General features: G+C 40.2%; 15 protein-coding genes and 1 pseudogene. 12 read left to right on the top strand and 4 right to left on the bottom strand.

Translation table 11 applies throughout. From position 1 onward, the window contains the following. The first annotated feature begins 123 nt into the window (after window positions 1-123). From BV372_RS26680 to BV372_RS26690, 3 genes are read left to right on the top strand one after another with little or no spacing between them, the layout of a single operon-like run. Entirely contained in the window at window positions 124-465 is a 342-nt protein-coding gene (locus BV372_RS26680; protein ID WP_086689508.1) for a hypothetical protein, read from the top strand. Window position 466: 1 nt separating this feature from the next. Next, entirely contained in the window at window positions 467-1480 is a 1014-nt protein-coding gene (locus tag BV372_RS36695; protein ID WP_179198246.1) for a DUF6745 domain-containing protein, read from the top strand. Window positions 1481-1495: 15 nt separating this feature from the next. Next, window positions 1496-2056 carry a GNAT family N-acetyltransferase gene (locus BV372_RS26690; protein ID WP_086689509.1) on the top strand — a complete coding sequence of 187 codons (561 nt, stop codon included), beginning with the start codon at window positions 1496-1498 and terminating at the stop codon, window positions 2054-2056. A gap of 50 nt (window positions 2057-2106) precedes the next feature. On the opposite strand, the gene BV372_RS26695 is transcribed toward BV372_RS26690, so the two are convergent. Continuing rightward, window positions 2107-3321 carry an MFS transporter gene (locus BV372_RS26695; protein ID WP_086689510.1) on the bottom strand — a complete coding sequence of 405 codons (1215 nt, stop codon included), beginning with the start codon at window positions 3319-3321 and terminating at the stop codon, window positions 2107-2109. 259 nt (window positions 3322-3580) lie between these two features. Here BV372_RS26695 and speB point away from each other — a divergent pair, with 259 nt between their 5' ends. Both speB and BV372_RS26705 read left to right on the top strand, forming a co-directional pair. Beyond that, window positions 3581-4621 (top strand): agmatinase SpeB, encoded by a 1041-nt coding sequence (gene speB / locus BV372_RS26700; protein WP_086689511.1) that lies wholly within the window; start codon window positions 3581-3583, stop codon window positions 4619-4621. A gap of 784 nt (window positions 4622-5405) precedes the next feature. Continuing rightward, complete coding sequence (locus tag BV372_RS26705; RefSeq protein WP_086689512.1) at window positions 5406-6497, top strand: glycosyltransferase family 4 protein; 1092 nt, start codon at window positions 5406-5408, stop codon at window positions 6495-6497. Between the two features lie 244 nt (window positions 6498-6741). Here the strand turns inward: BV372_RS26705 and BV372_RS26710 are convergent, their stop codons facing one another. Both BV372_RS26710 and BV372_RS26715 read right to left on the bottom strand, forming a co-directional pair. Further along, window positions 6742-10245 carry an AAA-like domain-containing protein gene (locus BV372_RS26710; RefSeq protein ID WP_086689513.1) on the bottom strand — a complete coding sequence of 1168 codons (3504 nt, stop codon included), beginning with the start codon at window positions 10243-10245 and terminating at the stop codon, window positions 6742-6744. A 44-nt stretch (window positions 10246-10289) separates the two neighbouring features. Continuing rightward, a complete protein-coding gene (locus tag BV372_RS26715) occupies window positions 10290-11366 on the bottom strand; it encodes a cellulase family glycosylhydrolase (protein ID WP_086689514.1) in 1077 nt (358 codons plus the stop codon). Window positions 11367-12073: 707 nt separating this feature from the next. Between BV372_RS26715 and BV372_RS26720 the strand changes: the two genes are divergently transcribed. Both BV372_RS26720 and BV372_RS26725 read left to right on the top strand, forming a co-directional pair. After that, entirely contained in the window at window positions 12074-13093 is a 1020-nt protein-coding gene (locus BV372_RS26720) for a hypothetical protein (RefSeq protein WP_086689515.1), read from the top strand. Window positions 13094-13168: 75 nt separating this feature from the next. After that, entirely contained in the window at window positions 13169-13618 is a 450-nt protein-coding gene (locus BV372_RS26725) for a hypothetical protein (RefSeq protein WP_143845303.1), read from the top strand. A gap of 77 nt (window positions 13619-13695) precedes the next feature. Here BV372_RS26725 and BV372_RS26730 read toward each other — a convergent pair. After that, window positions 13696-15037: pseudogene (locus BV372_RS26730) on the bottom strand (AAA-like domain-containing protein). Between the two features lie 223 nt (window positions 15038-15260). Here BV372_RS26730 and BV372_RS36700 point away from each other — a divergent pair. From BV372_RS36700 to BV372_RS26750, 5 genes are all read left to right on the top strand, one after another. Beyond that, a complete protein-coding gene (locus BV372_RS36700) occupies window positions 15261-15410 on the top strand; it encodes a hypothetical protein (protein WP_179198247.1) in 150 nt (49 codons plus the stop codon). 45 nt (window positions 15411-15455) lie between these two features. Then, entirely contained in the window at window positions 15456-16283 is an 828-nt protein-coding gene (locus tag BV372_RS26735) for an endonuclease/exonuclease/phosphatase family protein (RefSeq protein WP_086689517.1), read from the top strand. Between the two features lie 20 nt (window positions 16284-16303). Continuing rightward, window positions 16304-17746 carry a cardiolipin synthase gene (cls, locus tag BV372_RS26740; RefSeq protein WP_086689518.1) on the top strand — a complete coding sequence of 481 codons (1443 nt, stop codon included), beginning with the start codon at window positions 16304-16306 and terminating at the stop codon, window positions 17744-17746. A 215-nt stretch (window positions 17747-17961) separates the two neighbouring features. Then, on the top strand, window positions 17962-18675 hold the full coding sequence (locus BV372_RS26745) for a Crp/Fnr family transcriptional regulator (protein ID WP_086689519.1): 714 nt from the start codon (window positions 17962-17964) through the stop codon (window positions 18673-18675). A 386-nt stretch (window positions 18676-19061) separates the two neighbouring features. Continuing rightward, window positions 19062-19538, top strand: a complete 477-nt coding sequence (locus BV372_RS26750) for an orange carotenoid protein N-terminal domain-containing protein (RefSeq protein WP_086689520.1) — start codon at window positions 19062-19064, stop codon at window positions 19536-19538. Window positions 19539-19902: the final 364 nt, after the last annotated feature.

The raw sequence follows: 19902 nt of genomic DNA on the forward strand, positions 1-19902 counted from the left end.
GGATATTCCTTCATTCTCGATGCCCTATTTGCCCTAAACACCATTTAAATTGGTATGACTTCCTTCGTTTCTTTTTCATTGGCGGTTTGCCTTCTGCCCTCTGCCTTACTTATTAAAATAACTATGCATTCAGGTGTAATCATTGCATTACTGCTGCTGTTCTTGGGGCCATCTCTATGGATTGGCTATCAGGAATTTATGAGATTTGGCTGGACTTGGATGTTGCTGTTGTTACCGATCGCCTGGTTTGGTGGGTTAATAATTGGAGCGATCGCGGCAATGTTCGTCACGGGAATACTGGAATGGTTAAGTAATTTCAACCAACCACCTGCCGAATCTGGGTCAATGGGTGGGGTGGCATGGCTGGGTATATGGTTGGTTATATCATTGATAACTAGCCCATTTTTTGCTGCCATCTCTACTTGGCTAACTGCACATTTCTTATTGCCTGCATTCAGGAGATAGTATGCCTGAAAATTTTTCATTGTCAGAAAAAGAACTTATTATCTCTCAGACTCAATCTCAGTGGCAGAATGTCAGCAGTACCCCCCTGGATTTAGAGCAAGCAACAATTGCAATTCAAGCATTGTATAAATTTGCTGGACTGGGGCAACCAGAAGTTCTGTTTGTTGAGAGTCCAGCAGCAGCTAGGGAAAAGGTTGAACAAGAAAGTATGCAGTCTGACTGTATGTTACCTGAGTTATGGGATGTGTTGCGCGAAGATTTGTGGAGATCGCTCTCTCGTAGCTTAGGAACATTACAAAATGAATTAACCCATAGCATCAGAAATCCCCTGTTTGCGGTATGGGAACACTCTTTTCAACGCATTATGTTGGATGGATTAACTGAAGTTTTGGAAGATTTTTTAGCAGATTGTTTGTTACCAGAATGGGGTATTTGCTGGGCAGCAATGTTTGCAGCAGCACATCGGCTAGGAGTTCGGTTGGAACAAGACAAATACAATCTGTTTTGCAACTATATGCGACAGGTTGGTTGGATGTTCCCTTTCGAGGGAGTTGCGATCGCAATTCACCGTCCCCAAATTCGCTGGAATAGTGCAGGGGAAATTCATGGCGAAGGAATTCCTGCAATTGAATTTCCCGACGGCTTCGGTGTCTACGCCTATCGTGGAATTAATCTCCCGGAAAAGTATGGTAAGCTGCATCCAAGAGACTGGCGTGGTGAGTGGTTACTGGAACAACGGAATGCTGAACTACGGCGCGTATTGATTCAAGGCATTGGCTACGATCGCATTTGTCAAAATTTGCAAGCCAAGGAATGCGATCGCTGGCAGGAGTACACTTTACTGCAAATTGAGTCTGCGGTTGATATTGAACCAATACATTTACTGAAAATGACTTGTCCCAGTACTGGTTTTATTCATGTGTTGCGAGTTCCACCAGATCTCAATTCTGCCCGCGAAGCCATTTGCTGGGTAAATTGGGGAATTGATCCGACTGAGTTTGCTGTTCAAAGCTGATGGCTAGAAATTCCTATGTATAATTCAATCATATTGATACTCAACAATGCTGCCTACATTGCAAAAAAACTAGACCCTAGTGATGCAAAAACTCTTCAGCAACTTTTCGAGCAATGTACTGACTACGCTCTAATGACAGATGGACATCCGCCTCTATCCTCTGCGGCAGCTGATGAATTTTTAGCCTTACCTGGAGGTAAAACTCTACAAGATAAATTTATATTTGGTTTGTTTACTCCAGATGACAGCCTTGTGGGAATGCTCGAAAGCATTCGGGATTATCCTGATGAGAAAAGTTGGTGGATAGGGTTAATGATGTTGGCTCCAGAACACCGAGGCAAAGGATTAGGCTCTCAATTTTACCAAGCTTACGAAAGTTGGGTAGCACAGCAGGAAGCGCAATCTGTATTTTTGGCTGTTTTGGAAGAAAATCAGCTAGGATTCACTTTTTGGCAGAAGTTAGGTTTTGAAGTAATAAGAATAGTACCACCTCAGCAATTTGGCAACAAATTTCATCGACGCTATGTACTGCGGCGACAGGTAATGCTAACCGCAAAGTCACTCATTCAAAATTAATAAAGTCAAATTTTATCTGGGTTTTCAGGTTTTCAAAAGTGCAATTACTTTCACCTATTACGAATAAATCTTTTGTTTGATAGTGGCATAAAACGCCACCCGATCGCGGCTGTAATCATAAGCAGACTACCACCTATAATTAACACTAGATTGACATTGATTAACTCTGTAAACACACCCGCAATCAGCAACCCGAAAAGGCCTGCGGCAAAGCAGATAGCGGTGTGCGATGTAAACACTTGTCCGGCAATTTTACTCGGTGTCATTTCTTGCAAAAGGGTTTGCTCTAAAGGATTACCCGCCCCTAAAAACAAACCAGCACTACCACTGAATATCATTAATGCAAGCTGTGTTTGGGTGATCGCGCAAAGCATAATAGAGACTGCTGTCAGGAGTAAACCACTGTAATAAATTACTGAACGAGACAGTATATTTGTGAGAGTTGAATAAGATAAAGCACCGAGAGTCGCAGCCATGCCAAATAACGATAGACAGATACCCAGTAATGTGTTGCTGGCAAATTTTTGGGTAGTCAAAACGGGGAGTAAGATTCCCAGAAACGGCAACAGCACAAAATTTAATACCATACCGCTAATAGCTAGCGATCGCAGTTGGCTATGCTGGAAAATAAAGGGAATCCCCGCGATTTGATCGGCTCTTTCGTAATTAAAAACCTGATGGCGCTGGCGCGGAATTGCGATCGCAAACATCACGGCACAAATGAAGAAACTCGCCGCATCCACGAAAAACGTATTTACAGCGCCAATCAAGCTAATTAACCCCACACCCACAACTGGCCCTAAAAGATCTGCCCCATTTTCCAAACTACCGCGATATCCATTCACTTTCTCTAGAGGAATGCGGGCAAGTCTGGCAAATTTAGGCACAAGGGTTTGCCTTGCCGAAGTTGCTGTTGGATCAAATAACGCACCCACAAACACTGATAAGAAAATCACGAGTTTTGGCACTGAATCGAAAAATAGGAACAGTAAAGGTAACGACATAACCGAAAGGCAGCTTAATGAATCAGCCACTACACTGACTCGCCATGCACCAAATCGATCAATCACTTTTCCACCCACAAACGCAGACAACACAATAGGAAGAATATTTCCAGCCCCAGCGATACCTACAGCAATTGCCGAGTGGGTAAATTGCAGCACCAAAATCGGGATTGCTACAGCTGCAATTTGATTCCCCACTTGAGAGAGAAATTCAGCGCAAATTAGACAAATAAGAGGGAGCGATCGAACTCTTAAATTCATGGGTGTTAACTATTAAACATAATTAAACGTTAATTTGTGCATATTGGGCAGACGGGGAATTCTTCAAAAGTCCCGATTGACTTGAATAATGTATTGCGTAATTTATGACTTTCAACAAACAACGTTAATTCGTGCTTATGGAGTAAAAATATTACCTGCTATTTTCATTGCAGCATTGAAAACCCATCTCCAGAGCGTTAAGCTATTAAGGCTCAATCCGTAGCATGGTTATTATTGTTCCTTTACATCATCAGGTGTTATGACTAACCCTTTCCAAGACTACAACCCCAGTGGTGTAGGTGAAATCAATGGCAATCTCTTGGGTTTACCATTCGATTACGAGTCTGCAAACCTGATTGTGTTTGGCGTTCCTTGGGAAGTCACGGTTTCCTACGGCGCAGGAACCGCTAACGGCCCTCAGCAGATTTTGGATGCATCCACTCAACTAGATTTGTTCGATTTCGATCATCCTGAGGGATGGAAACAGGGAATTTTTATGATGGAAATTCCCCAAGATATTTTAGAAAAAAGTGAATACTATCGCAGCTTAGCTGGCAAAATCATCGAGCGACTCGCCCAAGGGAAACCACTGACAGATACGCCAGATTTAACACCTGTCCTGACCGAAATTAATCAAGCTTCGCAACAGGTGAATCAATGGCTGTTTGAAAATTGCCAGAAAGCATTCAATGATGGGAAACGAGTTGCAATCATTGGAGGCGATCACAGTTCACCGTTAGGGTATTATCAAGCCTTAGCAGGTAAGTACAGTAATTATGGCATTTTACACCTTGATGCCCACGCAGATTTACGAGATGCGTATGAGGGATTTGAGTTTTCCCATGCGTCGATTATGTTCAATGCGATGAAAATACCGCAAATTTCTAAGTTAGTACAGGTCGGTTTGCGCGATATTTGTCATGATGAAGTGCAAATTATTGACGAATCTCATAGTCGCATTGTCGCTTATTACGACCCAGCGATTAAACAAAAGCTCTATTCAGGAACAACTTGGATTGATTTGTGTAGAGAAATTATCAGCCATTTACCTGAATTCGTACACATCAGCTTTGATGTTGATGGTTTAGATCCCAAACTCTGTCCGAGTACAGGTACTCCTGTTCCTGGTGGCTTGGAATTAGAACAAGCTTTCTGTCTATTCCGAGAATTAGTGAAAAGTGGCAGGAAAATTATTGGCTTTGATGTCTGCGAAGTTGGTGATGCTGAGTGGGATGGTAATGTCGGGGCGCGAATTGTGTATAAATTAGCGAATTTGATGGATTTATCTCAGCAAAAATGAGGTAGCGATCGCCTACATCACAGTAAGAAAGCGATCGCTCTATTTGCCACCAGATAAAGAAGCGATCATCAGCATGATGCAGTTAAACAATTAGGGTAAAACAACAGAGTTTTTTTTACCATTGTTGTTTGTACCATTCAATAGTGTAGCAGTACTCTTGACATCGACCTGATTATTTTTGGTTGTTTATACTGTAATTCTTCTTAAAATCGTCAAAACTACTACCTTTAAAAGCAACAGATACCCCAAAATCATTTTGAAGTACTTTGAAATGGTGTTGGAGTACCTTGAAGTCGTGTTGAGGTACTTCAAACTTGTGTCAAAGTATTAGATTATGGGTTTTCTTGCTTCAGAGGATGTTTTAGCTAACCACTTTTACAATATGTTCTAAACGCGATCGCCTATTTTCCCAACCATGCGTAGCCGCCTAGCGGCTTGTCGGTCGCTATTTGAGCGCACCTCTTCTAGGTATTGTTGATCGTTGCCTTTTAGATATTTTTTAAATTGGAAGCCTTTTTGCCCATTCCCGACTATATAACTCTTTAGTCAGAGAAAAAAAACTGCCTTTAGATAGATGCGGTAATATTACTCAGTCTGCCACATTGGAAATGTGAAATCAACTTAACACTCACTGGAGATGAGTTTTTGGTTCGGTTCACCTAATTGGGCGCAGTTTGCCGCAAGCAAGGTGAAAGTCGATTGCAGATATGAAGGAAAAATTGTTTTCCTGTATCTGGAATTAAGTCCAAGTGACAGGACTTTTGACCGCTGAACCCTATATATTATGAAAATCGCACAAATCGCACCCCTATGGGAAAGAGTTCCACCTGTTACCTATGGCGGAACTGAGTTAGTTGTGAGTCGTTTGACCGATGAACTGGTACGTAGAGGTCACGATGTCACGCTATTCGCTTCCGGTGATTCCGAAACTCTAGCTCGGCTAGAAGCAGGAAGTCTGCGGGCATTGCGCTTGGATAAAGATATCCAAGAACATGTAATGTACGAACTTATGCACGTTGGTAACGTTTATCAACGCGCTGGCGAATTTGATATTATTCACTCCCATGTAGGGGTTTGGTCGTTACCTTTGGCTAGTGTGGTTTCAACACCAACAGTGCATACCTTGCATGGAATCTTTACTCGCGATAATAACAAAGTATTTAGGCAATACAGCACGCAACCATACATCAGCATTAGTGATGCTCAACGTCTATTAAATATCAATTACGCTGCCACAGTTTACAACGGCATCAGCGTTGAGCAGTTTCCCTTTTTTGCTGAACCTCAAGATCCACCCTATCTGGCATTTTTAGGACGCTTCTCACCAGAAAAAGGGCCACAACACGCTATTGCCATTGCCAAGCAGACAGGTTGGCGCTTAAAAATGGCTGGTAAAGTGGATGTTGTAGACAAGGAGTTTTTTGAAAAAGAAATTGCTCCTCATATAGATGGTAAACAAATAGAGTTTCTTGGCGAAGTTAACCACGAGCAAAAAGCCGAACTGTTGGGGAACGCAGCGGTTACACTCTTCCCTATCACCTGGTGCGAACCATTTGGGTTGGTGATGGCTGAATCTATGGTGACAGGTACACCTGTCATCGCCATGAATATGGGTTCTGTCTCAGAAGTAATTGCTAATGGCGAGACAGGTTATGTCTGCCAAAGTTACGAAGAAATGGCGACGATGATACCCAAAGCTTTAAAACTCGATCGCCAAAAATGCCGCGAACACGTAGAGAACAAATTTAGCGTTACCCAAATGGTTAACGGCTATGAAGCAGTCTACGAAAAAATTGTTGGCGATCGCAACTGGCGTCATTGGTTTAATTCTGCGATCAGAAATTCCTTGGAATCAATTACATCTTTGAAACGTTAGCCAATAACTTTCTTTAGTTAATATCCATAGTTTGCAATCTGCTCCCTTGATGTGGGAGCTTTTTTTATTTTCTACTAGTCGGTCGGTAGGCTAGACTTTACAGCAGTTTTCAGGTAATTGAACCACATATACTCGTAGGGGCACGGCACCAGTAAGATTATTGTACCTACCACGTCGTCTATTTACGTGAAAAACGCTGTAATCATCCTCGATGCGAATATTAGACAGCAAACTTGACAGAGTACTAGAGTGATGGAGTAGGGATATGAATGCGATCGCAAATATGTTTATCTGTTTCTTCTACACTGGGATTGTTTTTAAGATAATCATGTAACCAAGAACAACCCCGAACTATTAGCTGGTCAAAATCTAGGGTTTCAGCATCCCAGAGTTCAACTAGCGCATCATCACTGACAGAGACAATTTTGTTGCCATCAGGGCTGAAACTGATATTCCAAAAAGCATAACCATGTCCATAAATAGTTTTCAGTTCTTGACCATCTGCTACCCGCCAAAGTCGGATTGTGTCGTCAGTACTGGCGGAAGCAAGGATTTTGCCATCTGGACTAAAGCTAAGTTTGGTAACTCCAGTATTATGACCTTTGAGGGTTTTAAGTTCCTTTCCGTCCAAACTCCAGATTTTAATAGTTTTATCCTGACTGGCAGAGGCTATGATTTGGCCATCGGGGCTAAAACGGACATTTGTGACATAACTTTTATGTGCCTTGAAGGTTTTGAGGTTTTCTCCTTGGATGTTCCACAGTTTGATTGTCCCATCATGATGAGCAGAAACAATTGTCTGACCATTGGGGCTGAAACTCGCACTGTAAACTTTACCCGCATCTGCTTCTAAAGTTCTGAGTTCTTGACCGTTGATATCCCATAGTTTGACTGTACCATCATAACTAGCGCTCACCAGAGTTTGACCATTAGGACTAAAGTTTACTTCAGTAACTTCGTTATTGTGTGCTTTAAAAGTTCTAATATTTTTACCATTTAAATTCCAAAGTTTGATTGCTTTATCAGAATTAGCAGTAGCAATTATCTGCCCATTGGGACTGAAATTAAGACTCCAAATCCGATTCCAATCCTCGCTATCTGCTTTTATTGTTGCCAATTCCTGACCATCAATACTCCACAATTTAATAGTCTTATCATCTCCGGCTGAGGCAATAATTTTACCATCTGGACTAAAACTCACACTCCACAGAGAATCATGATGTCCAATGAAAGTTTTGGGTTCGCGATCGCCAATATGCCATAGTTTAACTGTCGTATCTGCGCTTGCTGAGGCGATAGTTTTACCATCTGGGCTAAAACTGGCGCTAAAAACAGCATCGTTATGACCTTGTAGAGTTTTAAGTTCTCTTCCATTAACGCTCCACAATTTAACTGTTTTGTCAGCGCTGGTAGAAGCAACGATTTTACCCTCTGGGCTAAAGCTGACGCTAATTACATAATTGTCATGTTTGCCAAGGGTTTTAATTTCTTTACCTTCTAAATTCCACAATTTAACTGCGGTGTCGCCTCCCGCAGTTGCGATCGCTTTACCGTCTGGGCTAAAACTAACACCAAAAATAGATTGTTCGCTGGCTTTAAATGTTTTGATTTCTCGCCCATCAATATGCCAAATTTTGATGACACCCCCTCGATCGGCGGTGACAATAGTTTTATTATCTGGGCTGCAACTGACACTCCAAACAGAATCATTATGTCCTTTGAGAGTTTGAATTTCTTGCCCTTTAATATTCCAAAGTTTGACTGTATTATCTTGAATTGGAACGGCAACTATTTTACCCGCAGGGCTGAAACAAATATTACTGATAAACTGCTCGTTATTTTGCCCTTTTAAGGTGCTGATTTCCTGACCATCAATACCCCAAATTTTGGCAGTGTTATTTGTAGTGATCACAGCCAGCATCTTACTATCGGGGCTGAACATTACACTTGTAAAAATATGATTTGGAACCAGGATTTTTTTGATTTCTCTGCCATCAAAACTCCAAAGCCTCACTGTATTATCTTCACTAGCAGTCACAATATTTTGACCATCAGGACTAAAGTTGACACTTCTGACTACATCATTATGCCCTTCTAAGCGATTTCGTTCTCTGACCTTATAAACCGCACGTTGTAATGCTAATCTTACCTCTTCTTTAGTGTTGGGATCTGCCAAAGTTACTGATTTCGATTGTATAGCTGCTTTGAGTGCAGCGACTAAAGCATCAAGTTCTCTATTTGAGTTTAATAAACCATTAGAAGAGATAGTTAAAGATTTTATTCTCTCCAGTTGTATATCTTTAACCACCATATTCGCCCAAATTCCAGCAACCATTGCTGCAACAAGGCTTATTATTAATACTATTCCGCCCATTTTAATTCTTCTTTTGGCTTTGTGATTGGCTACTAATAAAACTTCGTTCGCTTCTGCCAAAATTCTTGATGCTTCTGCTTCTACTTGCAATCGCTTCTGAACATCCCGCTTTTCTAATTCCTGACTAGCATCTAAAAATTTTCTATCTAAATCGCTTAAACCTTTATCTGCTGCCCAAATCCGAGCATCTTGTAAAGTTTTCCCGCGCAATAAACGCGACTCATCTTGAAATTTGGAAGCTACCCAAGCATTTAAACTTTGAGAGTATGGGCGAATATTTAGGACTACTTTATCGAGCCATTGTTGGTTAAAAATTTTTGCATAAATCTGATTATAAATTCGTAGTTTTCCTTGTTGCTTGACAATTAATCCTGTCAGACGTAGTTGTGTTTGTTCGGGGCTGTCATCTGCGGGGATTTCTCCCTGGTTTAAGATTTGCTGATATAATCCTAACAACCGCCCAGTTTGATTTTCCGCATTTTGGGTTAGGCGATCGCGGATTGTTCTTAAATGTTCTGGTTCGTCCTGCGCTTCCCAATTTTCAATGATTTGTGTTTGTACCAATTGCGCAACGCATTCTCCTTCGCGCTCGGCAGGAAAAGAATTTTGAGAAATACAAATTAGTTGGCAAAGTTTTTGCGTTAAAAATGGCTGTCCTCCAGTCCACTTTAACACCTCTGCAATTATCGCTTTTGGTCTTGCAACTATTCCTTCCAAGCCTCTAATTAAAACTGCCACTTCTGATAGTTGAAATCCAGTTAATTCAATAGCTTTTCCAATATTAAAAGGTGTGCGATTTTTATCGTTAACTAAATTAGAAGGAGTTGCTACACCCAACAAACAGAAAGTTAGGCGTTGATATTCTGGATTATCTGCTCTTTGGTTATAACAAGCTCGAATAAAAGCAAAAAAATCATCTTTAAAATCTATTCCTAAAATACTATCAACTTCATCAATAAAAATTATAATTTTTCCGGAAATTTCTGTTAAAATCACGTTATCAATTAATTCACTCAATCGTTGTTTTGGTGGTAAAAATTCATGTTGTCGCCACCATGCTCCAAAATTTACTTTTTTTGATAAACCAAAACAGCGTAATAACTCAGAAACAAATCCGCCATACCATTCCAAAGGCGTGACATGACTGCCAATTCTTGTCAAATCAATGGAAGCACACTTAATTCCTTGCTCTTTAAGCTGTTTTGTAATGTGTACTCGCAAGCTTGATTTACCCATCTGACGAGAATTGAAAACATAACATAAGTTACCATTTATCAACCCTTGATAAATGTCAGCATCAGCTTGTCGCACAACATAAGTTGGGTGTTGATATTCTAGGCTTCCTCCTAATTTATAGTAATTAAAATGTGTCATATTATTTCAATAGTTTGTTTTAGGATTAAAATTACAAAAATGCTTTATCGTGTTCTCTTAGCAATTACTTTCAAACCATAAATTGGATTGTTTACTAAATCATCTCCATAGAGTGTGAGATGAGAAAAATTTCCATTCAGCGTCATTTGACGATTGGCACAATTATCTTTCCACCAGCACCAAGCCATCCAACCAATTTGTTTCTGTTTGAGAATGGGCAATAATTTTTGGTAAGTAAAAGTTTTGCTAGGTGAGTGATTCTCGCTAGTACCATCAAGGTCATAATAGCAATATTTAGTTTTTCCCTTAATATTTTCATCTTGCTTGTTAGCAATCTCGCCAAAAATGAGGGGAAGATTAGCCTTAATAATGGTTTCAATGTGTGAAATACCACCATAATTAGACCAATAAGCATGACCACTAAATAACAGATTACGATCTGGATCGCGAGCAATTAATTCTTGTCCAATCAAAGAAAAGACTTCGATTGATGTACCACAATCTGGTGCGTCAATCATAATTGGTAAATGTAAGTATTTGCGGATACTGCTAATCGCACTTTGATAAGCATTTTTGAAACTATTTAAAGCTGCTTTTTGATTATCTGCCCACCGATAAGCTCCTAACTCATTGGCTAAGTTAATAATTAGATAAGATTCATGTTTTTTAAGTACCTTTAGGACATCATTATCTATCCACCAAGGAATCAACTGAGTATTCAACAAATTTGCATCGCTATTACAAGTCAAATCAGATAACATGACGATGGGAATAATTCGATTTTGCTGACAGCGAGTGAGAAATTTATCTAAATCAGAAATCGAATAACTAGGGCGATCGGATTGACCATAATCTTTATACCATTGAATTCTGACTGCATTAGCTCCTGTTTTTTCTAGTTCTGCTAACTTATCGTTTTCAGGAAAATCCCAGTCATCCAATAGGGGCAAATTTATGCCATTAAGAATTACTTTCTCACCAAATCTATTGTAAAGATATCGACCTTTAGTATAGAAAGTAGGTTTTGCATCTTGAGCCTTTACTATGGATGGTAATGTGGTCGATAATAAACTGCTAAAACAAGCAATTCCTGAATTAATTAACATTTGACGGCGTTTCATAAAAAGACTCATAATTTAAAAATTAGTTGTTGTTATAAGTGACTTTTCCTGTTAGTATATCGCCTTATTTTTTCTAGGTTGATTAACTTTCTAATTCCGCTTATTCCTTCTCCAAATTCGCACTCTTTGCGCCTTCCGCCGAATGCGGTTCGTTTTCTTCCCCTTCATAATTAACTCAATGAATTACTAGTCAATTGATTAATTTCGCCATTGTGACGCAACTAACGCACCGAAAATCTACCATTTTGATACATCGTATCTATACGCTAGTAATTATAAGCACACAGTAATTGGCTATTACCAAAACTAGCTGCTTGTACAGAAAACTTATTTTTCTTGATTTGAATTATGCACTGTAATCTTCTGGTTGTCGCTCCAGAAAATGTCAGGAATTCCAAAAAGCATCTGATCGGTAATGTCAGGTAAGGTGAAACGACCTTTACCTAACTTTTTATGACATTTACTGATTTTTTGATTTCAACCTGATATTTAGCTGAAAGTTATGCATTTAAAACACTGATCTTATATATATAGACAGCAATTCAATAAAATTACATAATCTTAGTTAATCCACAGTTTACGATCACACTTAAAAATCTAAATAAAATTTTATGAAAGTTAAATAACTCAGTTTTCGATTATCAACAATTGCTGCCTTGCCAGTATTTACAAATCTTTTGCACGCACTATCGCCAAGAGAAAACACCATGAAATACAAAGCTTTTTTTAATGTTGCTTTATCTTTACCTTTATTAGGTTTAACTACGCTTCCTATTGCTGCTAAGGAGCCTGTTATTAGTAACATTCAATCTACCAACCAGCAAGCAGTGATTTTGACATTTCCTTCAGATGTGATTCTGGCTAAGGAAGAGATCCTCGTACCCGAGCAGTCAATTGGGCCTTCCCCGTTCGGTTCAATTCCAGCCCTTCTCTTCTACAACGCGGCGACAGGCGAAGGTGCAACCTCCCGGCTCGACAGCAGCGGAAAATACCAGTTCGTCGCTTCCATCTCCGGATTTGCCAAAGGCTGGACTCATATTGTCGGCACTAATAATGGTGACGTACTCTTCTACAACGCGGCGACAGGCGAAGGTGCAACCGCCCGAATTGACAACAACGGAAAATACCAGTACGTCGGTCCCATCTCTGGCTTCGCCAAAGGCTGGACTCACATCGCGTCCGCCCATCGAGATAGTCTCCTCTTCTACAACGCTACGACAGGCGAAGGTGCAACCGCCCGAATTGACAACGCCGGAAAATACCAGTACGTCGGTTCCATCTCTGGATTCGCCAAAGGCTGGACTCATATTGTCGGTAATAAAAATGGCGGCGTATTCTTCTACAACGCTGCGACAGGTGAAGGTGCAACCGCCTTGCTCGACAACGCCGGAAAATACCAGTTCGTTGGTTCCATTTCTGGATTTGCAAAAGGCTGGACTCACATCGTGTCCGCCAACCAAGGTAGTCTCCTCTTCTACAACGCTACGACAGGCGAAGGTGCAACCGCCCGACTCGACAGCGCTGGTAATTACACTTTTGTTCGCAGCATTTCCGGCTTCGCCAAAGGCTGGACTCGCATTAGCGGAACTGGCGATGGTGCCGTACTCTTCTACAATGCCTCAACAGGTGATGGTGCAACCGCCCGAATTGACAACACGGGTAATTATACCTTTGTTGGCAGCCTCAGCGGTTTTGCGTCTGGATGGAGCCACATCACAGGGTTGTAGAGTTTGAACCACACCACAATCTTAGTTAATACTCAAGGAAAGCGAGCGCACTCATAAATACAAAGGAAACTAGTCATGTTGAAAACTACATCTAATATGCTGTTAATTGGATATCTTTCTAGCTCTATTTTGTTAATTAATGGGTTAGCTTCTCAAGCATTGGCTTCTCCTACTTTATTACAAAATTCCTCACTAACCTTGCTGGCTGAAGCTAAAACATTTAGTCCCAAAACTGTCCGAACTAGTGAAACTGGTAGTGATGGTAACACTTGGGTAGGCACTTGGGTACGAGTTGGTAAGTCAAGGACTTATAAAGCTACTTGGCGTAGTAGCAAAGGTGAAGTTATCGAAGGTACAGTCATTCTGGAACAGGCAGATGGGGATCAAGTAATTTTTTCTTATCGAGGCCAAACAGTAGGTATATACGAAGGTACATTATCACCCGATCGACAAAGTATGACAGGCACTTGGAGTTCCAATGATAACGTATGGCGTGGTGATATTTCCGCGACCTTCAGTTTTTAACTTTAGCTAAATAGCTACTATTTCTATATGTTGGCCCAAAAGTAGAGTTTTGGGCCAATTTTAGTGCGATCGCTTTTTTAATACTTTAAATGTTCGTGAAAATATTGTTGATATAACTGGCAGCGTGTGATTAATTTATCACCAACTCTCTTAACCAATCCCATACTGTATAACTGATATGCTGGCATGGTTGCAATACCAATTGGTTCTGTTGCCATAACTACTTGCATAAATGCCTCAGCTAGAGAAGGATTTACTTTAAAGATATTTAAAAATCTGCGAAAATATTCTTCATAAATTCCGGCATTTGTAGGAGCATTTTGTAATAAAGTCTCTAATGTTATATGTCCAAGTGCAAGGTGATATAGTGCCAATCTAATTAAATATGGATGACCACCAATTAGAGATATTAATTGCTGGATTTGAGCTTGATTATAATTAAGTTGATGATAATTAGCTAAAACTTCTATTTGTGGTTGGGCAAACTCAGTTAATTCAACCACTAAACCAACATTAAATGGTGATAGATTTATATCTAATGAGCCATAGTTTTCAGTAGAATGGACAACAATTAATCGTAAGTTTTCCCAAATATCTACAGTTTTAGCTTCTTCGTGCCAAGTACGTAACATGGCAAAAAAACCTTGATAAACTTCTGGATATTGAAAAACTCTATCTAGTTGATCTAATGCTAAAACTAAATTATTATTAATTTGGTGTAATATATTATCTTCAAAATAGGTAGTGCAATTAACAATGCTACCTCTATACTCATCCAGATTCATTTAACAAAGAAGGTAATTTTAATTTATGGCTCACATAAGCACAAAACCAGCGCAAAAATTTATCTAAATTACTAAAAACTGTTGTTTCGGCTTGTAATAAGTTTAGACGTACTGTGTGATATTCTTGCTGATTTGAGTAAGCAATAATTCTATCCATTAGGGATGTTTTACCCATTTGATTAGGAGCTTTAATCCGAATTAAAGCACCGGGGTGAAGGATTGTTTCATAACAACGTTCTTCGATTGGCGATCGCTGAATGTAAAATCGAGAATTCAGTGGCACTGAACCTTCTGGGTATTCTGGCACAAATACATTTTTGATAGTACTGGAACTATCTCGAGCTACTTCTGTAGGTAGGTGATTTTTATCTCTAGAGTATGAACGTTCAACTGCTGCACGAAAATTAGTTTTATTAATTTCTTCCCCTAAGGCTTCTGAAAGTAATTTCCATAGTTTGAAACCTACATCCTGCCGGAGATACTTAGCTGCATAACCTTCATTAGTGGCAATTTCTTCATAATTTAGTCCTTGCCATGAGCCTTTCAGAACAATAATTTCCACATCTTTCAGGTGTCTGTTGATTTTGTTAAAGACGATTGCATCTAAAACTTTTAATCCTTCTTCAAAATTCATTATTCATCCTGAGTATGTCTATTTGCTCTGATGATTTTGGCATCACTGCGGTCAGGTAGTAGGAATATATCACTATCTGGATGCTTAAGAGTTGATTCGTAAAGAAAATCCAAGGATAGCCAATTCATTGCTGGACAGAACTTTTAGAGCATAAGTGCTTGATTGGCTGAAATTCCTGAAACATTGACGGAATTAAGGCTTTACTCTAGATAGAAACGCAGAGGTGGAAGCTTCCAGGCTTGAGTACAAAGCAGTATATCCCAATTATTGGACAGTAGGCGATCGCATTCTGCAAAAATGGCATATCTTCAAGGGTGCATCCTCAAAAATCCTCTCGCTCAAGCGTCGGCTGCGTTGTCCAGATCCGCACTAGTACAATTTAGAGTTAAGCTATGTAAAGTCCAAATTTCTGTTAATAATGCTTGATTTCAAAGAGCACGTAGACATTCTTGCGAGAAAATTTGTTCCCTCCTATCGATTTCTGCGCACCCAAGAATCGACAATTGATAGAACTCATCTACTGCAAACAGAACTGAATGGTTTATCAATCAAAGTTTTGAACTGGAACATTGCTAAAAAAAGTTATGACAAAAATTGGGTGAAGGATTTTTTAACTATTCTTGAGCAATACCAACCAGATCTGATTTTTTTACAAGAATTCCGTCTAGATATAGAGGCAGGGAATCTAGTGGATTTGATAGATATGAGTTGGAACTTTGCACCAAACTTTATTGACGCTCATCATCAGACTTATTCGGGAATTTTAACAGCAGCTAAAATCAGCCCGCTTAATAAGAGAGCAATCATTACTAAACATTATGAACCTATTATTAAAACTCCTAAAGTTTCTCTAATGACTGAATATCCTTTATCTAACAAGAAAGATAGTCTTTTAACTATCAATAGTCATCTAATAAATTTCGTAAATATCGATAAATTTAAAACCCAATTGCATGAGTTAGAGCTAGCGCTATCTACACATTGGGGGCCGATTATATTTTCGGGAGATTTCAATACCTGGAGTCGAAAAAGAGCATTATTCCTATACAAAGCAGCTACTCGATTGGGATTAATGCCAGTAGCTTTTGCACCTCATCATCATAAGCAAATTAAACGCTTTCTGTTATCACCTCCTCTAGACTATATTTTTTACCGCGGACTTAGGGAACATAAAGCCAGTGCTAGAGTACTAGAACACATTTGCTCATCCGATCACAAGCCATTATTGGCAGAATTTTTTATATAAATAGTTAATAACAATTTGAGATGTTTGTAGATAGTGGTGCCATAACTATTGTTAGTGCGGCTACGGTCGTTGTTCATGGCTTGGGAATTGCCCATGCTGCCCATGCAGTGATGAACGTGCGTTCTTCTCAAGGGGCGATCGCCTGGGGAATTTCTTTAGTTACTTTTCCTTGGCTAGCTCTTCCATTGTATTGGATTCTTGGCAGAACTAAATTTCATGGATATGCTGAAGCCTTGCGCTTAGTTTACTCACAACACTATCAACTGGCTCGCCAAACCTACAATGATATTGCCCAATTTCATGTTGGACTACCAGACAAGTTAGCACAGTTGCAACCACTAGCTAAAGCTTTTACAGGAATTCCTTTCACATCAGGTAATGCAGCCGAATTACTGATTGATGGTCACAAAACTTATGAGGCAATGTTGAAAGCGATCGCATTTGCCAGAAATTATATTTTGCTGCAATCTTACATAGTTAATGATGACCAAGCAGGTAACGAATTTAAAGCAGAATTAATTGAGAAAGCAAAGCAAGGAGTAAGCATTTACTTTCTCTATGATGAAATTGGTTCTAACAAACTATCTCGCTCTTATATCCAGTCTCTACGCCAACATGGTATACAAGTCAGCGCATTCCAGACCACAAGAGGTAAAGGAAATCGCTTCCAGCTAAACTTCCGCAACCATCGTAAAATTGTGGTTGTAGATGGTGAAATAGGATTTTTGGGAGGTTTGAATATTGGTGACGAATATTTAGGAAAGAATCCCCACTTGAGTCCTTGGCGTGACACTCACATGAAATTGCAAGGCCCAACAGTCCAAAGTCTGCAAGCTTCATTTATGCAAGATTGGTACTGGGCGACTCGAAAATTTATTGACGTAAACTGGCAGATTAAAGCTAATCGAGAAGCCAATCAAACTGCATTTGTGCTTCCTACAGGCCCCGCAGATCAGTTCAAAGCCTGTAATCTTTTCTTTGTAAATGCAATTAATCAAGCTCAAACTCGTCTGTGGATTGCCACTCCTTATTTTGTCCCAGATGAAGCAACTTTGACAGCCTTAAAACTAGCAGCGATCCGCGGCGTAGATGTACGAATTATCTTACCAAACCGCCCCGATCACTTATTTGTTTATCTCTGTTCTTTTTCCTACTATGGGGAAATGGAAGCGATCGGGATCAAGCTGTACCGCTACAAACATGGATTTATGCACCAAAAAATCATCTTGATCGATGAAGCTATGGCAGGGGTAGGAACAGTCAACTTAGATAATCGCTCGTTTTTTCTCAACTTTGAAGTTATGGGTTTTGTCGCCGCACCGCAATTTGTCGAAAGTGTAGAGAAAATGTTAGAGGAAGATTTGGCTGTTTCTGTTGCTGTTGATTTTTCTGAATACTATAAAAAGCCTCTGTGGTTCAAGTTAGCTGTGAGAATTTCTCGGTTACTGATGCCATTGTTGTGAAAGGTAGAACCACTTACCAAAATTGCGATTTTCATTGTTAATGTTAAAGCCCGATCAAACATCACAATTCATCCAAAGCGATCGCTGAATGACTTTGTAATATTTATTGCAATCTATCCCTCTGGCGATGAGCGCAGACGTGAAATCTCTTATCTTATAAGCTCATAGTCTATGTTTGTCATCCTCTATACTCTTCAGAGCCAAGGTAAGGTCTCATGCCTGCTCATCAATATGCACACCCGTTAATGCAAAATCGGTTGCTTGCCAAAGTCTCGCATGAAGAGCTAAACGCTTTGAGTCCTCACTTGAAGAAGGTTTCGCTCTCACATGGTCAACCCATCATCTTGCCCAACGAACCTATCATAGATATCTATTTTCCCCTCAACGCATTGCTCTCGCTAGTAACGGTGATGGAGGACGGCTCAATGGTCGAATCTGGTTCTATCGGGCGTGAAGGTATGGCGGGGGTACCTGTGCTTTTAGATGCTAACGTAACTCCAATGCAAACGCTGGTGCAGATTCCAGGCGAGGCGATACAAGTCAAAGCGCAAGTCATCAAAGATGCATTTGACCAAGAAGGTAGTTTGCATTATATTCTCAACCGTTACATACATACCTTGATAGTTACAGGCTCACAATCAGCAGCTTGCAACTGTCTGCATCGCTTGGAGAAAAGGCTCTGCCGTTGGTTACTGATGAGTAGTGATGGTGTTGCTTCAGACGAACTTAATCTCACGCAAGAATTTCTTGCCACGATGCTGGGTGTAAGGCGTGCCGGTGTGAGTAACGCTGCTATGAAGCTTCAGAATGAGGGACTGATCCAGTATAAGCGTGGAAATATCCAGATTCTTGACCGGAAGAGAATGGAGGCGTGCGCCTGTGAGTGCTATCGCGCGATCAAAGATGAGTGGGATCGTCTGTTATCCTGAAATTTACGGTAATACAGTTACTAACAACTAATTATTAAAACTCTAGCCCTAATCATAATTATTCAAGCGATCGCCATATGCATCGTATTTGTGAAGCGATCTACAAAACGCGATCGCAAGTAATCGTGATGACTAGGTTATGAATTATTGCTGGGATGAGATCAAGCCTGCGTCAGCAATATTGATGGCCCATAGCCAAGAATCTCCACAAACAGCACCATTCCCACGACACCTACTGAATTGTTATCCAAGCTGCAACATGCTCTAGGTATGAATCCTATATCTATCAAAGGCAGGGTTAACTTCCTTAAAGCATTTATTAACTTATTTGAAGGAGAGGAGATTACTCCCTTCATCCAATGCAATTCATAGTTTGGAACATTTTTATGACTTACACAACGAACAACACCACCAAAGAAGCTTTGAATGAATTTCACCGCTTTGATGCAGATACCAAACTTGCTATCCTTTGGTACGGCTATCTGGATTTGAAAGACCAACTCAATCCAGATCCTGGTTTCTCTGTAACTGCACCTGCGACTGCTTTATATGACCAAATTGCTGCTCAGCCTCAAGAGCAACAACTACAAGCACAACGGGATATTGTCAGTGGTAATAATTCCGCCTTTACCCAAGCCTACAATGCTCTGGCATCCAGCGCCAGAATAGAAGTGTGGCTACTACTAGCACAGGGTATGGAGGAAGGCAAAGTCATCCAAGTTTCCTCCGACTACCAACTACCCGAAGCTACCAATAGCTTTGTAAACCGCATCAAACAACTCGATTTTGAAGAGCGAATTAACTTTACTCGCAGTGCTGTAGTTGACATGGGAACAGCCAAGCAAGAAGGGCAAAGAGTGTAACTTCCACGATAGTTTCAGGCACTGTTTTTTCTAGGTATTAGTGCAAGATTTGTGTGATGTAATTGCTTTGGTGCTACTTAAGAGCTTCACAACAGCTTTTGAGTAGCGCCACAATTTTGTCATAATTAGCAAACTAGGGTTGTTGTAATTAAATAGTTTGCGCTGTAAAAAGAAAAAATACGCACTCTCAAATGCTATAGGCAGCTTAACAATACTCATGTCGTTACTTTTATTAAATGCTGCAAATTAGTATTGAAAGCGATCGCTTTTTAACTTGTCTTTAACTCATACCATGTCCGCTAAATTAGTTGCGATATGTCCGCCGCGAGTGCAACGTAGACGCCTTTCAGGCGGCTTCCCGTAG

Source organism: Nostoc sp. T09, assembly GCF_002154695.1.
GTDB lineage: Bacteria > Cyanobacteriota > Cyanobacteriia > Cyanobacteriales > Nostocaceae > Aulosira.

Excerpts from the sequence above, each read along its gene's own strand:
- BV372_RS26680 (WP_086689508.1), top strand. The coding sequence starts at position 124 with ATGCATTCAGGTGTAATCATTGCATTACTGCTGCTGTTCTTGGGGCCA.
- BV372_RS36695 (WP_179198246.1), top strand. The coding sequence starts at position 467 with ATGCCTGAAAATTTTTCATTGTCAGAAAAAGAACTTATTATCTCTCAG.
- BV372_RS26690 (WP_086689509.1), top strand. The coding sequence starts at position 1,496 with ATGTATAATTCAATCATATTGATACTCAACAATGCTGCCTACATTGCA.
- BV372_RS26695 (WP_086689510.1), bottom strand. The coding sequence starts at position 3,321 with ATGAATTTAAGAGTTCGATCGCTCCCTCTTATTTGTCTAATTTGCGCT.
- speB (WP_086689511.1), top strand. The coding sequence starts at position 3,581 with ATGACTAACCCTTTCCAAGACTACAACCCCAGTGGTGTAGGTGAAATC.
- BV372_RS26705 (WP_086689512.1), top strand. The coding sequence starts at position 5,406 with ATGAAAATCGCACAAATCGCACCCCTATGGGAAAGAGTTCCACCTGTT.
- BV372_RS26710 (WP_086689513.1), bottom strand. The coding sequence starts at position 10,245 with ATGACACATTTTAATTACTATAAATTAGGAGGAAGCCTAGAATATCAA.
- BV372_RS26715 (WP_086689514.1), bottom strand. The coding sequence starts at position 11,366 with ATGAAACGCCGTCAAATGTTAATTAATTCAGGAATTGCTTGTTTTAGC.
- BV372_RS26720 (WP_086689515.1), top strand. The coding sequence starts at position 12,074 with ATGAAATACAAAGCTTTTTTTAATGTTGCTTTATCTTTACCTTTATTA.
- BV372_RS26725 (WP_143845303.1), top strand. The coding sequence starts at position 13,169 with ATGTTGAAAACTACATCTAATATGCTGTTAATTGGATATCTTTCTAGC.
- BV372_RS26735 (WP_086689517.1), top strand. The coding sequence starts at position 15,456 with ATGCTTGATTTCAAAGAGCACGTAGACATTCTTGCGAGAAAATTTGTT.
- cls (WP_086689518.1), top strand. The coding sequence starts at position 16,304 with ATGTTTGTAGATAGTGGTGCCATAACTATTGTTAGTGCGGCTACGGTC.
- BV372_RS26745 (WP_086689519.1), top strand. The coding sequence starts at position 17,962 with ATGCCTGCTCATCAATATGCACACCCGTTAATGCAAAATCGGTTGCTT.
- BV372_RS26750 (WP_086689520.1), top strand. The coding sequence starts at position 19,062 with ATGACTTACACAACGAACAACACCACCAAAGAAGCTTTGAATGAATTT.